Source organism: Nocardiopsis sp. NPDC055551 (genome assembly GCF_053619415.1).
The window spans coordinates 105,179-119,400 of record NZ_JBSHJJ010000016.1; the positions used below are offsets into that span (position 1 = coordinate 105,179).

The 14,222-nt window shown below is 68.0% G+C and carries 14 protein-coding genes; 7 read left to right on the forward strand and 7 right to left on the reverse strand.

What is annotated here, in order from left to right:
* Positions 1 to 190: 190 nt before the first annotated feature.
* From ACWGSK_RS25635 to ACWGSK_RS25645, 3 genes are all read left to right on the forward strand, one after another.
* Positions 191 to 751: a copper chaperone PCu(A)C gene (locus ACWGSK_RS25635; RefSeq protein ID WP_358511293.1), complete on the forward strand. Its 561-nt coding sequence runs from the start codon at positions 191 to 193 to the stop codon at positions 749 to 751.
* A gap of 1,038 nt (positions 752 to 1,789) precedes the next feature.
* Complete coding sequence (locus tag ACWGSK_RS25640; RefSeq protein ID WP_358511296.1) at positions 1,790 to 2,353, forward strand: hypothetical protein; 564 nt, start codon at positions 1,790 to 1,792, stop codon at positions 2,351 to 2,353.
* A gap of 245 nt (positions 2,354 to 2,598) precedes the next feature.
* Positions 2,599 to 3,222, forward strand: a complete 624-nt coding sequence (locus ACWGSK_RS25645) for a sigma-70 family RNA polymerase sigma factor (RefSeq protein WP_358511299.1) — start codon at positions 2,599 to 2,601, stop codon at positions 3,220 to 3,222.
* Between the two features lie 277 nt (positions 3,223 to 3,499).
* Here the strand turns inward: ACWGSK_RS25645 and ACWGSK_RS25650 are convergent, their stop codons facing one another.
* A complete protein-coding gene (locus ACWGSK_RS25650) occupies positions 3,500 to 4,903 on the reverse strand; it encodes a PepSY-associated TM helix domain-containing protein (RefSeq protein ID WP_358511302.1) in 1,404 nt (467 codons plus the stop codon).
* A 467-nt stretch (positions 4,904 to 5,370) separates the two neighbouring features.
* Here ACWGSK_RS25650 and ACWGSK_RS25655 point away from each other — a divergent pair, with 467 nt between their 5' ends.
* From ACWGSK_RS25655 to ACWGSK_RS25670, 4 genes are all read left to right on the forward strand, one after another.
* A complete protein-coding gene (locus ACWGSK_RS25655) occupies positions 5,371 to 5,979 on the forward strand; it encodes a copper resistance CopC family protein (RefSeq protein ID WP_452456985.1) in 609 nt (202 codons plus the stop codon).
* Entirely contained in the window at positions 5,976 to 6,569 is a 594-nt protein-coding gene (locus ACWGSK_RS25660) for a copper chaperone PCu(A)C (RefSeq protein ID WP_452456986.1), read from the forward strand. Before ACWGSK_RS25655 ends, ACWGSK_RS25660 begins: the two co-directional genes overlap by 4 nt.
* On the forward strand, positions 6,569 to 7,798 hold the full coding sequence (locus ACWGSK_RS25665; RefSeq protein ID WP_452456987.1) for a Dyp-type peroxidase: 1,230 nt from the start codon (positions 6,569 to 6,571) through the stop codon (positions 7,796 to 7,798). The genes ACWGSK_RS25660 and ACWGSK_RS25665 overlap by 1 nt, the downstream gene beginning before the upstream one ends.
* Positions 7,799 to 7,893: 95 nt before the next feature.
* Positions 7,894 to 8,028 carry a hypothetical protein gene (locus tag ACWGSK_RS25670; RefSeq protein ID WP_358511313.1) on the forward strand — a complete coding sequence of 45 codons (135 nt, stop codon included), beginning with the start codon at positions 7,894 to 7,896 and terminating at the stop codon, positions 8,026 to 8,028.
* Between the two features lie 449 nt (positions 8,029 to 8,477).
* Here the strand turns inward: ACWGSK_RS25670 and ACWGSK_RS25675 are convergent, their stop codons facing one another.
* The 6 genes from ACWGSK_RS25675 to ACWGSK_RS25700 form a co-directional block, all read right to left on the reverse strand.
* Positions 8,478 to 9,497 carry a helix-turn-helix transcriptional regulator gene (locus ACWGSK_RS25675; protein WP_358511316.1) on the reverse strand — a complete coding sequence of 340 codons (1,020 nt, stop codon included), beginning with the start codon at positions 9,495 to 9,497 and terminating at the stop codon, positions 8,478 to 8,480.
* Positions 9,498 to 9,950: 453 nt separating this feature from the next.
* A complete protein-coding gene (locus tag ACWGSK_RS25680) occupies positions 9,951 to 10,745 on the reverse strand; it encodes a sulfotransferase (protein WP_358511319.1) in 795 nt (264 codons plus the stop codon).
* Entirely contained in the window at positions 10,742 to 11,608 is an 867-nt protein-coding gene (locus ACWGSK_RS25685; RefSeq protein WP_452456988.1) for a sugar phosphate isomerase/epimerase family protein, read from the reverse strand. Before ACWGSK_RS25685 ends, ACWGSK_RS25680 begins: the two co-directional genes overlap by 4 nt.
* Positions 11,605 to 12,369, reverse strand: a complete 765-nt coding sequence (locus ACWGSK_RS25690) for a hypothetical protein (protein ID WP_358511325.1) — start codon at positions 12,367 to 12,369, stop codon at positions 11,605 to 11,607. The genes ACWGSK_RS25685 and ACWGSK_RS25690 overlap by 4 nt, the downstream gene beginning before the upstream one ends.
* A complete protein-coding gene (locus tag ACWGSK_RS25695; protein ID WP_358511328.1) occupies positions 12,366 to 13,361 on the reverse strand; it encodes a Gfo/Idh/MocA family protein in 996 nt (331 codons plus the stop codon). Before ACWGSK_RS25695 ends, ACWGSK_RS25690 begins: the two co-directional genes overlap by 4 nt.
* Complete coding sequence (locus ACWGSK_RS25700; RefSeq protein WP_452456989.1) at positions 13,327 to 14,220, reverse strand: glycosyltransferase family 2 protein; 894 nt, start codon at positions 14,218 to 14,220, stop codon at positions 13,327 to 13,329. Before ACWGSK_RS25700 ends, ACWGSK_RS25695 begins: the two co-directional genes overlap by 35 nt.
* Positions 14,221 to 14,222: the final 2 nt, after the last annotated feature.

The following is a 14,222-nucleotide window of genomic DNA, read 5'->3' on the forward strand; positions in this document are numbered from 1 at the left end:
ACCGGTCCGACCGCCCGCGCCACCGTCGGCCCGGTCGGCGGCGCGGCTCTTCGCGATCCCGCCGCTCGAAGACCGGGAGGCCCGGCTCGGTCAGGAGTTGTTCGGTGAGTGGCCCCTCGTCCGGAACTTCGGACCGCGTGCGAACGACTGGATAGGGGAGAAGAGATGCTCCCGCAGAAACGGAAGACACATGAACGGTCACACCTTCACCGGCGGCCGCTGGGCTGTCGCGCTCGCCACGGCGTCCCTTTTCGTTGCGGGGCTGACCGCGTGTGGTGCACCCGACGAGGTCCAAGCCCAGGGATCTGAGCACAGTGACAGGGGCCAAGCCGAACAGGAACATATCCGGATCACCGAGGCGTGGATCCCCGAACCGGCCAATCCCGAGGTCGGCGTGCTCTATCTACGGGCGCACAACACCTCCGAGTCCGACGACCCGATCGTGGACGTGTCCACGAGCGCCTCGGAGGACGCCGACCTGTGCAGTACCGAGACCACGGAATCGGGGGCCGCGCAGATGCGAGTGGTCGAGGAGATCCCCCTTCCCGCGGGAGGGTCGACCGAGCTCGTGGACGGCGGTCACCACATCATGATCAATGACATCGACGCTCCACTCGAACCGGGAGAGGAGATCTCCGTGACCCTTGGGTTCGGCAGCGGTGCGGTGGTCGAGTTCGATGTACCGGTCGAGCCGCTGGGCAGCGGTGACGGTCACGACGACACGGATCACGGGCACGGGGGGCACCACTGAACAACCGCCGGGTAGCGCTTCCGCGCGCAAGCCATCGCGGAGGCGACGAGTTCCGCGTCAGCGCTCTGACGTGGATCTGCTCGATCCGGCAGAACCTGGCCTCCCATCGTCTACGGCGGCTGCGCACGGCCGTTCTCGTGGGCTCACCACGGGGAGGGACGGTGTTCCTGTACCGGCTCCGGCCCCTGGCCGTGGAACTCCTGGACCTCCTGATCCTGGACCCGGAAGGCCCCGCACACGGACAGGGATGGGCACCACGGCGATGCCGACCAACGAAGTCCGGGAAAACTTCCGTTGGTCGGGAACCTCTTCACCGACAGGGACGACTTCTACTGTGAGCGTTCGGTTGCGCTCGCCACAGAGGACGGTCCGGTGTACCGAATCCCGCGGCATCGAGGAAACACGGAGCCTCCGCCGCTGGACACACTCGAATCGATCCGAGATCCGGTCTGCTCCACCAGCCCGGTCGCGGCACCGCGGTCACCTCGGTCCACCGCATGCGGCCACCGGAACAGGTGTGTGGACGATGGTCGGATTTCATGGGGGTGTTCGGGCAAGCGCGGTCCCGAACGCCCCCTCGGTCCTTCCTCATCGGCCCCGACCGCAGACCGTGCGGCGGCCGACCCTCGACGGGAGGGAGCGAGAGAGTATGACGCGAGCCGAGTCACATGACGGGACGTCCGGGGAACCCGTCGGCACCCCCGCTCACCCTTTCCGGCCATCGAAGATCGGAGAAACACGGAGAAGTTCTCTGATTCGGTCCCACGTCCGGGTCGGGGGTGGTCAGCGTGTTCGATGGTGCTCAGGATCGCCGATCGACCCCGCCGGGAAGGTCGACCGCGACGCCCTGCGGCAGCTGATCGGCCAGGAATCGGCGGTGGGGCCTTGCCCTCGCCGCCGAGACTTCGTTCCCGGGACGGTCCTCGGCGGGCCGAACTCGCCTCGGTTTCTCCCGCGACGCTGAATGAGGGCGGCTGAGAAGTTCGAGCCAGAACCACTCTTGGCCCGATCGTCACCGAGTGGCACGATACGTGTGCGATGACCGACCGACAACCGTGCCGCCTGTTACGCGCCGGGATGTTCACCCTGGTGTGCGCCACTGTGTCCGCACACTCCCATCGCTCGAGTTCGGGGGACGAGGTCCCCCTCGGTGGTCTGCTCCTGGGCATGGTGCTCGTGTTCGGGATCGCCTGGGCCGCCTCGAACCGGCCGCAGAGCCGAGGCACGCTCATCGCATGGATGTTGTGGAGCCAACTGGCCCTCCACCTCACCTACGGCTACACCTCCTCCGGCGGTGGACACCACCAGATCTCTACCGAGGCCGCCGCATCCGCACCGACCTGGACGATGCCGGCCGCTCACGTCCTGGTGGCCGTGCTCAGCGCCTGGTGGTTGGGGGCCGGGGAAACGCGGCTCTTCGCCTTCCTGCGTTTCATGGCGATGGCGACCGTCGGCCTCCTCCTCGTCGTCATCGGAGTTCTTCCCCGTCGCCGGGCACCGGCATCACCCCTACCGAAAGACGAGCGGGGCACCGGCTCGCGCGGTACCTGTCTGCGGTACGTGCGCGTTCTGCGCGGGCCGCCCAGCACCGTGACCATCTGAGTACCGCCCCGGACGGCGCCGGCTTGTCGAGGGCCATCTCTCCTGCCTGTTTCCCTTCGTGACGGACCGGGTCGGAAGGCGCCGTCGATACGGCTTCTTCCACCATGCGCGCATCCGAGTGCGTTCCCCCTTCCCCGCTGATCGCCCATGCGAGCGCGCAGCGCCCTGTCCGGACCGACCGGATGAGCCGGTCCCGTCGCGGATCGGCCTTGTCGTGCGACGAGGGCAAGACAGAAGGAACCCGTATGCCTTCCCCCCGACCCACCCCCATCTCCCCTGCCTCGAATCAGGTCGGCTCTCCCTCTCCAGTGGACGAACGCGATTCGAAGGACCACGAGCTGACCGTGCTGGCCCTACGGGCCCGAGCAGGAGTACCCGGAGCGTTGGACACGCTGTTCACCCGAACCCGTGCGGACGTGGCGCGGTTCATCGCCGTGCGCGTCGACGCCACTTGGGTCGAGGACCTGACCCAGGAGACCTTCACCCGTGCCCTGACCGGGCTGTCCCGTTACACCGGTCGCGCACCGATCCTGGTGTGGTTGTTCTCCGTCGCCCGACACACCGTGGCCGACCGATACCGCGCCGAGCGCCGTCGGCCGGTCTGCGAACCCTTGGAACACGCCCTACGGAGCAGGGACATGGCCGCCGTGGGCCGATTCGACGAGCACCTGGCTCTCCTATCGCTGGTCTGTCACCTGACCGAGGAACGGCGTACCGCCTTCACCCTCACCCAGATCTGCGGCCTGCCCTACGCCGAGGCCGCGGCCCTGACCGGAGCACCGATAGGAACCGTCCGTTCGCGGGTCGCCCGCGGCAGGCGGGACCTGGCCGACATGCTCCACGAGGCCGCATCGGAGCACCGAACGTGATCGTCGGCCGTGCCCGAGCGAAAACCCCCGACGTCCACCCCGCTGCGCGCCGTTCTGGGTCTGCGCCGGAACATCAGCGGGATGATCGCCGTGGACGGTCCCGGTGCGCACTCCGCGGCCCGGGACGCCGCCCGTGACCTCGGATCCGGCCGCCGTCGCCGACGCCGACTTCGTGCTCTTCAGTCGGCTCCGTCCCGGGCGCGCACCTTGGCGCATGGGGCACAACGACGCGGGGTGGAACCGGGTTTCGGTTCCACCCCCGCCTTCGCGGAGAGACCTACACTTTCGATTCGACCGAGGCCGGCGCATCCCCGGTCGGGGTTCCTGTGGAGCCTCGCCGACGGTGGTAGGCGCCGACGGCAAGATCCACCAGGAGGAACACGACGAGCGAGAGCCCCAGCAGGGGCAGAGCCCAGCCGACCCCGACAACAACGGCGATCACGACACCCTTCAGCCACCAGGGCAACACACGAAAGCTCCCCCGGGGATAGGGGCGGCCCAGACTCCACGCGCTCGACCGGGTCGGTCGCCGCTGCCACCACATCCGATATCCCAGGCCCACCACGGTGATCAGAGCGAGCGCCAAAGCCGTGAGCACGATCTGGTTCGGCACCCCGAAGAGGACCCCCATGTGGGCGTCGATCCCCCACCGGCTCAGCTTGGCCATCAGGGAGTAGTCCTCGAAGCGCACCGTGTCGGTGACCTCTCCGGTGTCCGGAGCGATGGCCACCGCCTCCACGCTGGAGGGCCAGCTCCGATCGATCTGGGTCACCGTGTACAGGGAGGTGCTGTCCTGTGGCACGGCCACCTCCACCAGACCGTCCAAGCCGTGATCACGTGCCGTGTCGAGCGCGCGGTCGATCCCCAGATCGACCCCGGGCGTTTGTGGGATCGCCTCGATGGAGACCGAAGGTGTGGTCCAGGCCAGCCGTTCCCTGAGTTCGGTGATGTTGGTTCCGGCGTGCTGAGACCAGGTGAGCCCGGTCGCCGAGAGAAAGAACAAGCCGATCAGCGCCCACAGACCGATGGTCCCGTGAACCGACAGGGAGCGGGCACGGCCCCTCGACGAGGTGACCTGGGGTACGAGCGCCCGGCGAAGCCCACGTCGGCGCCGGTTTCGGGCTATCCACATCACGGCTCCACCAGCGGCCACGGCCCAGAGCCAACTGGCCGCGAGTTCGCTGTACAGACGACCGACGTCCCCCAGGTGCAGGGTTCGATGCAACAGGTCGATCCAGGTCCGTGCGGGCAGTGCGCCACTGGTTCCGTAGGACTCCATCACCCCCAGGACGTCACCGTCGTAGGGGTCGACGAAGACCGCCATCCGGTGGCTCTCCCCAAGCTCTGGCAGGTCGAACAGCACCCGGGTCGAATCGGTCGCGGTCGTGGCCGGACGCACCGCGTTCAGCTCACCCGTGGGCAACTCCTCCTGGGCGATCAACACCTGTTCCTGGAGCGTGATCGGTTCGCCCTGCTGTTCCACGTGCAATTGGTCGGTGTACAGGGCCTGTTCCAACTGCGGAGTCCATACGTACAACAGCCCGGAGACCGCGGCGACCAGGATGAAGGGCGCGACGAAGACACCGGCGTAGAAGTGCAGGCGCAGGATCAGGGGTCGCAGGAGTGCCCATGTGTTGGGCCGCGCCTGCGCGGTGTCGGGTGGTGGGGTGGTGTCTGCCATGGTCGTGGGTTCCTCGGTTGGGCATCTGGGAAACGGCCTTCGGTCCGTCGAAAAGCACTCGCCGATGTCCGTTACCTCACCAGTCGCCCTCGAAGGCCCCGAAGTTCCCGCCGACCACAGCGCACCGCCACGAGTGAGTACCAAAGAGAGCCGAGGATGCCAAGAGGGGGACCCACTCCACTCTCCGAGACGACTGTCATTGCGTGAGGCGGCCGTCTCCGACCATCTCTCGATCGATGGTTCGGAACCGGGGCGATGGGCCGAGGGGAGCCCTCCGGTCCGTCGGCGCCGATCCACCGTGAACGCCACAGAGCCGTCTCCTCCGGCCAGGGAACCGGTCTGCGGGTTTGACCCACGCGGTGAACGGATGCCCGGGGCGATGTCGAAAAGCCACCGGGAACCACCTTCGCCTCTTGGACGACTTCTCTTGATGAAGACCGTCCCGTCGCAATCGTCCAGGAGGTTTCATGCGGGGCATCCCACGCCTACTCGGTGCTATCGCCGCCCTCGTGCTGCTCACACCGGCACCGGCGTTCGCCCACGACACCCTGCTCTCCTCCAGCCCTGAGGACGAGCAGCGTCTGGGCTCCTCACCGCGAGAGATCGTCCTGAACTTCAGCGGGGAGGTGATGGACGTCTCCACCACGGTGGTCGTCCTGGACTCTGAGGCCGAGACCGTGGACACGACCGAGCCGCTGGTCGACGGCACGGACGTCAGTGTCGAACCGCTCGGCGAGTTGACGGACGGCGGATACGCGGTGCGCTGGCGCGTCGTCTCCAGCGACGGCCACCCCATCAGCGGAACCTTCACCTTCCACGTGGGAGAGGGCGGGCCCCCGCCACCGTCTCTGGACGCGGCTCCGGCAGAGGAGCCCGACGAGGACGAAGAGGTCGCCTCCGGTGAGGCGGGGGAGCGCGCAATCGCCAACGGTCTTCTGCGCAGTGCGTTACTCGCACTGATCGGAGCCCTGGTCGGACTCGTTTTGTACGCGGGCGCCCTGCGCGTGCGACGCACGAACGGTCAAGAGCGTCGACCTGCGACGCAGCACACCCCAGAAGAAACGGAAACACGATGACCGCCCTGACCACCCGATTCCTTCTGTTCCCGGCCGCCGTCGGCGCCGCGCTGTTCCTCGGAGCGTGCTCCTCCGCCTCACCCTCGGAGGAAGAGGAGTCAGCCCTCCAAGCCGAAGCGATCACCGTCTCCGACCCCTGGGTCAAGGCCGCCGCGGCCGACGAGGGGATGACCGCCGCCTTCGGCGTACTGACCAACGAAGGCGACCAGGACGCGACCATCACCGCCGCCCACGCCGAAGAGGTCTCCGACATGGTGGAGCTCCACGAGGTCGTCAGCGGGGACGACGGCAACATGGTCATGCAGGAGAAGGACGGCGGGTTCTCCGTGGCCGCCGGGGCCGAGCACGAGTTGTCCCCCGGAGCCGACCACATCATGATCATGGGTCTGACCGAAGACCTGGAACCCGGTGTGGAGATCACCATCACCCTGGAGTTCGAGGACGGCTCCACTCAGGAGTTCACCGCTCCGGTGAAGGATTTCGAGGGAGCCAACGAGAACTACGACGATGACCATGAGGGCCACGGAGACTCCGAAGACCACGGCGACCACGGCGACCATGGGGACACCGGGCAGGACGAGGAACACTGATGCCGGAGTCCACCGAAGACACCTCCCGTCCCTCACGCCGAAGTGTCCTGCTGGGCGGTGCCGCGGCCGCCGGCGCGGGCGCGGTGGCCCTCAGCGGCGGTGACGCCCTGGTCCGTTCCCTGCGCCCCTCCGAGGAGGCCGCGCCCGATGTGGAACCGGTGCACGGTGACCGCACCCACCCCTTCCACGGCACGCACCAGGCGGGGATCACGACCCCACCCCAGGCGCATGCCCGGTTCATCGGCTTCGACCTGGATCGGGACGTCGACGCCGACGGCGTGCGCCGACTGCTGTCCCTGCTCACCGACGACGCCACCCGGCTCACCCAGGGCCGATCCGCCCTGGCCGACACCGAACCCGAACTCGCGCTCTCCCCTGCCGGGTTGACCATCACCCTGGGCTTCGGACCAGGGCTGGTCGAACGGGTCGACCCGCGGTCACTCCCCCCATGGTTGGGGCCATTGCCGGACTTCGAGACCGACCGGTTGCAGGACCGCTGGTCTCATGGGGACCTCCTGCTCCAGGTGTGCTGCGATGACCCGCTCACCCTCTCCCATGCCGCCCGGATGCTGATCAAGGACACCCGGGCCTTCGCCACGGTGCGCTGGTCCCAGGACGGCTTCCGCCGTTCCCACGGAACCGAACCCGAAGGTACGACCATGCGCAACCTCATGGGGCAGGTCGACGGCACCGTGAACCCCGAGCCACCCGACGACGACTTCGACCCACTGGTCTGGTGCGGGGAGGACGCCCCGGGTTGGCTCCGCGGCGGTACCGCCCTGGTCCTGCGCCGTATCTCCATGGACCTGGACGAGTGGGACCGTCTCGATCGTCCAGGCCGCGAGGACTCCGTGGGTCGCCGCCTCGACAACGGGGCGCCTCTCACCTGTGAGAACGAGCACGACGAACCGGATCTGGACGCCGTGACCCCGCTGGGGTTCCCGGTGATCGCCGAGTATGCCCACATCCGCCGAGCCCGCTCCGAAGACCCCGGCGAGAGGATCTTCCGCCGGGCCTACAACTACGAGTCCGGCACCGAGGGCGACGCCGGGCTGTTGTTCGCCTGCTACCAGCAGGACCCGGAAAGGCAGTTCGTCCCGATCCAGCGCCGCTTGGACGAACTCGACCTGCTCAATGAATGGATCACCCACATCGGCTCAGCGGTCTTCGCCATACCCCCGGGCTGCGGGGAAGGAGAATTCATCGGACAACCCCTCTTCGAGGCCTGACCGGCACAAGACCCGCAGGGAGCACGCCCGCGTGGGAATTACGAGCAATCGTCCGGGAACCTCGCCCTCTACCATCGGACGCCTCCCCGGTTCGCGTGCTCCGTTCGTGCTCCGGAGTTCGGGACCGGGACGTCAACAGACGGCTCCGCACCCGGGTCGCCGGACTCGGCATCAACGGCGAGATCCTGCGCAAGGCAGCCGCCTATTTCGCGCAGGAGACGAAACCGTGAGCCGCTTCGGTTTCGTCTTTGGCGTCCGGCGGCTGTGCCGGATTCCGGGTCTGGCCCGCTCCCCCTACTACGCCTGGATAAGGGCGCGCCCCAACGCGCGCAGCGGGCCGAGGCGGGCACTCTCGAAAAAGGAGGCACGGTCGGATGCTCGGTGACGATATGACCATGGCCGCCTACCAAAGGTGACGAAACCCATGGTCGAAACGGACGAGCCCGGGCGCCTCTGTGGCGAAGGGGAGATTTTCGTCGAGCTACGACGTGGGAATCCTATTCGCCGAAAAACCCGACGAACAGGCGATGGTGAACACCTCACGGCATGTCGACCCGGAACCGCGAGCGCCCCTGCGACGGACGGCTCCTGGCCGACCTGGATCCCGGCCGGGATGTGGAACGGACCGCCGACATCGTTCGCCTGCTCGGTAAGGAGACGGCTCTGCCGCGCCCGGGGGTCAGATCAGCGCCGACGACACGATCCCGGTCCCTTCCAGCCACCCCAGTTGCCGTGCCCGGCTACCCATCTGGAAGCGGCTGCGAACGCCCAGGTCCTCGTACAACTCGGAGATATGGCGGCCGAGTGTTCGGACGGAGACACTGAGCCGCTGCGCGATCTCCCTGTCGGAGAGGCCGGCCTCCAACATCCGCAGGATGTCCGCCCGGATGCGTTGTTTGGTGTCCTCATAACGGCTCTCCTGCACCGTGGAATAGGGGGCCCCTGTGTCCCAAAGAGCCTCCCAGAAGCAGTGCAGGACCCCGATGAGCTCGCGTTGGCGGAGCACCAACGCGCCGCCGCCCTCTTCGGGAGCGCCGGTCGACACAAGCGCGGTCTCTCCGTCGAAGACGATGACCTGGTTGGGAATGCCCGTGTTGGTTCTGACCTCCATGCCCAACCCCGTCATCTCGTCCAGGTACTTGTGCATGTACCGGTGGCCCAGACAGGCGTGGGAGTAGAGCGAGCGGACCGAGACACCGCGCCGTAGGGCTTGCTCCGTGCGCAGGCTCCCCTCGACCGCGATCCTCTCGGACGGGACGGCGGGGTGCATGACCGTGATCTCCTTCTCCACCTCCTCGGTCAGCCGGGTCACCTCGGAGCGGACCGCGTGGAGGTCACCGATGATCTCCATCCCGGTCGTCCCGGACACAGGCACGTCCGACAGCCGGGCCGCGTGGGAGAGTTTGGAGCGTATCTCGGAGAGTCGGAGACGGCAGTGTTGAACCTCGGCCTCAATCGGCCCCACCACGTGCGCCATGGCGACCGCGGGGCTGTGCGGACGGAGAGTGGCGCCGTCGAGGTAGAGGAAGTTCCGGTCCCGGAGCGCCTCGACAACGGATACCGCGGTGTCGAGATCGAAATCGAATTCCCGGGCTAATGATCGGGCGTCCACTTGCCCGTTCTGGATCGCCCATTGGTAGACGGAGAGATAGGACTCCTCCAGGAAGAAATCGGCAGCCTCTATGACTCTTTCACTCATGGCCGACCATAATAGGTCTGGAGGATGGCCCGGTCAAGACAGAAATCGGGCACCCGGTTTCAATCGAAATCGACACCCAAAGAACCTTCTCGAACCCCTACCTGGAAAAGAGGGGGGGAGGTGGAACCCCTATAGGGGTCCCACCTCTTACTCATGACCGATCATTAGACGATACCGGCCTCGGCGAGCTCCATCTCCATTGTCACACCTCCTTCTCGACATCTGTTCACGGGAAGGTAATACCATTCGGTGTTTCCCTCTCTTGGCGAGTCAAATATGACAAGCCCCGGATCCAGGGTCAATGCATCCTCCGTGGCTATTCTCGGACGTCATACTCAGGACATCCGGCACGGTTCCCGGACGGTCCGGGCCTGATGGGGGCAGCACGAAGGCGTCGGCGTGCCCCCTGGTTCCGGGCACAGCACGACGGTCGGTATCAGGGGGCCTGCCCGATCACGCGTCCGAACCGACCATCGCCCTCGCCTGAAGCCGATCCCAGAGATCACCGACCGGAGGGGGAAGCTTCCCGGTCGCAGAGCGCGGCGACCGGTTCAGGAGGTCCGTGTAGGGGTCCAGGTCCAAGCCCAGGAAGGCGCCGAGTCCCGTGAGTCCGCCGTCACAGACCCGCGCGTAGTCGGCCACGTACAACCTGGAGGTGTCCTGAAAGAGCGGGTCCTCCATCAGCGGCTCGTGCCAGGCCGCCCACTTGTCCAGGGCGTCCTCGCGGGTCCGGGGCCGCCAGGGGCGATCTCCACGCCAGGCCAGTACCGAGTCCGCGACCTCGGAGGGGTCGCGGACAAGGAGGACGATGAGTGGGTCGTCGAACATGCGCCGGGGCACGGAAAGGTCGAGGAGGTACTCGTTGTACTTGTCCCCGACCCGCTGTACCGACCCGTAACTCTCCCGAACGATCCACCGGCAGAGTTCGTCGGGATCCTTCCACGAACCCGACGCGACCTCGGACGATGCCCTGGCCAGGACCTTACCTACCTGCTCGGTCCATGCCCGGGCCCCGTCACCGTAGGGGGGTTTCCGGTGGAGGGCGCACAGGATCTCCTCCGCGCGCAGGTGTCGGCCTGCCAGATCCCGAGCCCGGCACCAGCGGTCCAGCAGGTAGGGAAGGCGTCCGTTGATCGTGAAGCTTCCGCCGCTCCGAGCGAAGGCCCGTTCGAGGACGGAGGCCAGCCCCGTTGTGCCGGAACGCTGGGCGCCGACGAGGAGTACCGGGCGCTCTTCCCGCACCGTCACCGCCCCGCACCGTCCGTTGCCGTTGCACGGTGGTACCACTCCGAGAGGAGTTCCATGCACACCGCACTGGCCTCGGCACCACCGGTGGAAAAGCCCTCGCCCCAGGGCTCGTCACGTTCTCCGGCGGTCAGGACGCGGTCTGTCCGCCAGTGGGTCTCCAGGCTGACATAGCCCTCGAAGTCGTCCTCGGCCAACCGACCCAGGATCTCGGTCCAGGCGAGGTCGCCCTCCCCCAACCTCACGTAGGAGTCCTGGCCGGCGGGGTCCTTGACGTGGACGTGCCGGATCAGGTCGCGCACCGCTTCGTACTCCCGGGGGAAGGGGGAGGGTTCCCACCCGCTGAACACACTGTTGCCCGGGTCCCACAACACCCCGATGTCGGGGCGGTCCAGTACCTCTAGGAACTCCAGCAGGTGCCGGACGGAGGGGGTGTTGGTCCTGGTGCCGGTCTCCACCACCAGGGGTACCCGTGGAGGAACCCCGTCCAGGAGCCTCCGAGCCGCGTGGCCGGCCACGACGGGGTCCGGGTCGCCGTCCCGATAGAAGGCGAAGATCCGCATGGTGGGCGCCCCGATCAGCTCCGCGCGCCGCAGACACTCGTGCAACAGCCGGGAAGCCTCCTCGAACTCCCGGTCGGTGACGGGCAGGGCGTGCTTGAAGACGGGGGAGGCGAAACCGGCGACCTCACGGCCTTGCCCACGCAGCACCCGCGCCACCTCGCGCAGTTGTCCGTCGCTCATCAGGTGGGGTGCGCAGCCCCACGCCGAACGTATCTCCACCCCCGGGAACCCGTGCCGGACGGCGAGGTCCGCCACCACCGCCGGGTCCTGAGAGATCTCGTCGCCGATGACGGCCAGTCTCATACCGTGTCCCCTTCCCGGTTCCCCCGCGCCGGCTCCTCCGTGCTCTGGGCGATACGCGCGCCGACCGTCGACCGCAGGAACCCCTTCAGTGTTCGCACGTCGTCCTCCAGTGCCCCGGCCCGGGACTCCACCGTCACCCAGGGGGCGGTGCAACCCGCGGCGTACAGCTCGTACAAGGGTTCTAGATCGTGTTCGTCCAAGGGACGGTGCCGGTGGGTCGTCCCGTCGAACCCCTTGACCTGGATCGCCCGGGTGAAGGAGGCGAGACGGCGATCCGGGGCGCGCCTGCCCCCGGGCGATCGGAACAATCCCAGCGTGTCCACGACCAGCCCGAGCCCCAGTTCCTCGCACAGGCCCAGGAGGCGGGGAATCGGTGGTCCCCCGGCATGGGTCTCGACCCACACCTCCGGAGCCGTGGCACGGAGCCGTACGAGGTCGGCCTCGACCTCCGGGCCGTCCGGGTCCTCCACACAGAAGACCTTGACCGGCAGGTTCCGGTCGCCGATCTCCCGGGGAACGTCCTTGGGGGTGCCGTCGCCCAGGTGGGCGCCCAGGCCGACGAAAGCCGTGTGGAGCCCGCTCTCGGCAACGGTGTCCAGCCCAAGGGCGATCCCGTCGCCCTCCCACAGGTGCCCCTTCCCCACTCGGACGTCGACGCAGGTCGAATGTGACTTCCTGGCGCGGGCGACGAGTTCCGGGGCGCGGGCCCGTGGCAAGGAACCGGTACTGACCCCGATGTGGACGGAGCACGCGGGGCTCATGGTGTTCCCCCGGTCTCGATGACGTCGCGAAGCATCTCCAACAGGGCGGTGGTGTCCCTGGCCCGCCGCATCGACGACAGACCCATCGGGCGCCCGTTCAGTATCGCGCCGACGAACTCGCGGTAGACCAGGGAACGCAGCTCGTGCACGGGACGCCGTTCGGACCGCACATCACTCCCCCCGATTCTTCCCCGGACCGACCCGTCGCGCACCTCCAGCCAGTCCTGTCGCCCCAGGAGGGTGAGCCGCTCCATCCGGTGGTCGGCGTCGCTGGTGATGAGTACGCGCAGGCGGTGACCGTTCTCGAACTCCACTCCCGCGGACAGGGTGGTCTCCACTCCCGGCGCCGCGTACCGCGTCTCCTCCACCCTCACCGAACGGGGCGCCCCCAAAAGGAGGCAGGCCAGATCGAGGTAGTGGATGCCGAGGTGAGTGACCACCCCGCCCCAGGAGGTGGCGGGGTCCGCCCGCCAACCGTTCCGGTAGTGCTCGGGAGGGCGGGGTCGGGAAACGATCAGTTCCGCCCGGGCCGGTCCGAAGTCGTTCTCGAACACGGCCTCGGGCAAGGCGTGCCGGTGCTGGAGCATCACCGCGACGGTGAGCGAGGAGGCCTCGGCGTGCCCGATCAGGGTGTCGAACTCCTCAAGGGTCCGTGCCACGGGTTTCTCCATCACCAGGTGCCGGCCCGCGTCCAAGACCTGGTGGGCGAGGGAGCCGCGTTCGCCCGGGGGCACGCACAACGCCACGGCGTTGACGCGGGGGTCGTCGAGGAGCTCGCGCAACGGCCGTAGTTCGGGCCCGTCCTCCGGGGTGCCGCTCGGGGCGGCGGACGCCCTCGTGTCCGTTCCGGCCAGGAGGGTGGCGCCGCCGGATCCATCGAGGACTTCGGCGTGCTGGCGTCCGCTCGAACCGAGCAGCCCTATCACCCCGACCTTCAGGGTCGTCGGAGCGATGGGGTCAGGAGTGTTGGAGGGGGTTGGTCGCAAGGCCATGGGCGTCTCCTGTCCTGTGCTGCGTGTGGTGATCCGTTCCGTTCGTGACGGGATTCGTATCGGGGGCGGACCGAGCGAAGGCGGCACCGAGTGCGTGCACGGTGCCCAGGGCCGTGTTGGCCATTCGCACCATGGGGTCGGCCCCCACACGGCTGGACCTGATGCGTCCCAGGATCCGACGGCGGCCCCCGGTCCGTCCCGCCGTCCGGCCCGCGCCCCAGGCTGCGGTGATCGCGGGGCCCCACCCCTTGCCGTTCCGGTGGGCGATGACGAGGGAAGGCTCGAAACGGACCTCGTGCGCCCGTTCGCGGAGCTTGTCCACCAGGACGTTGTCACTTCCACTCCCGGTCGAACCGAACCCCCCGGCCCCGGTGAAATCATCGGTCATCACGGCACTGTTGCCTCCGGCGAAGAAGTCGACCGGGTCGCCCGGGCGCAGGTTCGCGTACCGCAGGTCGTACCTCGCCTGGCGGGCACGGGAGAGCAGTCCGAGGTCGAAGGGGAGCACCCGGCCGGTGATGGCGACGGCGCCGTCGCGCATGCTCTCGGCGATGACCGTCAACCAGTCACCGCGCGGTACGGCGTCGTCGTCGAGGAAGGCCAGCACCTCCCCCCGGGCCTGCGCTGCGGCGATGTCCCTGCTCCGGGAGGCGCCCACAGCGATCTCGTTGCGGAGCACGCGCACGGGCGCCCCGACGGTGACGGGCGGAGCGTCAGGGTAGGGGGAGGACGAGCCGTCGTCCACGACGATGGCCTCGACGAGCCGGCCCACGCCCGGGTCCAGTTCGTGGGCGGACTCCGCCAGGCCGGAAAGACAGCGGGCCAGGTCCTCCTCACGGTCCTTGCTCGGGACGATCACTG

Bases quoted from the DNA above. Each gene is read 5' to 3' on its own strand.
- ACWGSK_RS25635 (WP_358511293.1), top strand. From the start codon at position 191: ATGAACGGTCACACCTTCACCGGCGGCCGCTGGGCTGTCGCGCTCGCC.
- ACWGSK_RS25640 (WP_358511296.1), top strand. From the start codon at position 1,790: ATGACCGACCGACAACCGTGCCGCCTGTTACGCGCCGGGATGTTCACC.
- ACWGSK_RS25645 (WP_358511299.1), top strand. From the start codon at position 2,599: ATGCCTTCCCCCCGACCCACCCCCATCTCCCCTGCCTCGAATCAGGTC.
- ACWGSK_RS25650 (WP_358511302.1), bottom strand. From the start codon at position 4,903: ATGGCAGACACCACCCCACCACCCGACACCGCGCAGGCGCGGCCCAAC.
- ACWGSK_RS25655 (WP_452456985.1), top strand. From the start codon at position 5,371: ATGCGGGGCATCCCACGCCTACTCGGTGCTATCGCCGCCCTCGTGCTG.
- ACWGSK_RS25660 (WP_452456986.1), top strand. From the start codon at position 5,976: ATGACCGCCCTGACCACCCGATTCCTTCTGTTCCCGGCCGCCGTCGGC.
- ACWGSK_RS25665 (WP_452456987.1), top strand. From the start codon at position 6,569: ATGCCGGAGTCCACCGAAGACACCTCCCGTCCCTCACGCCGAAGTGTC.
- ACWGSK_RS25675 (WP_358511316.1), bottom strand. From the start codon at position 9,497: ATGAGTGAAAGAGTCATAGAGGCTGCCGATTTCTTCCTGGAGGAGTCC.
- ACWGSK_RS25685 (WP_452456988.1), bottom strand. From the start codon at position 11,608: ATGAGACTGGCCGTCATCGGCGACGAGATCTCTCAGGACCCGGCGGTG.
- ACWGSK_RS25690 (WP_358511325.1), bottom strand. From the start codon at position 12,369: ATGAGCCCCGCGTGCTCCGTCCACATCGGGGTCAGTACCGGTTCCTTG.
- ACWGSK_RS25695 (WP_358511328.1), bottom strand. From the start codon at position 13,361: ATGGCCTTGCGACCAACCCCCTCCAACACTCCTGACCCCATCGCTCCG.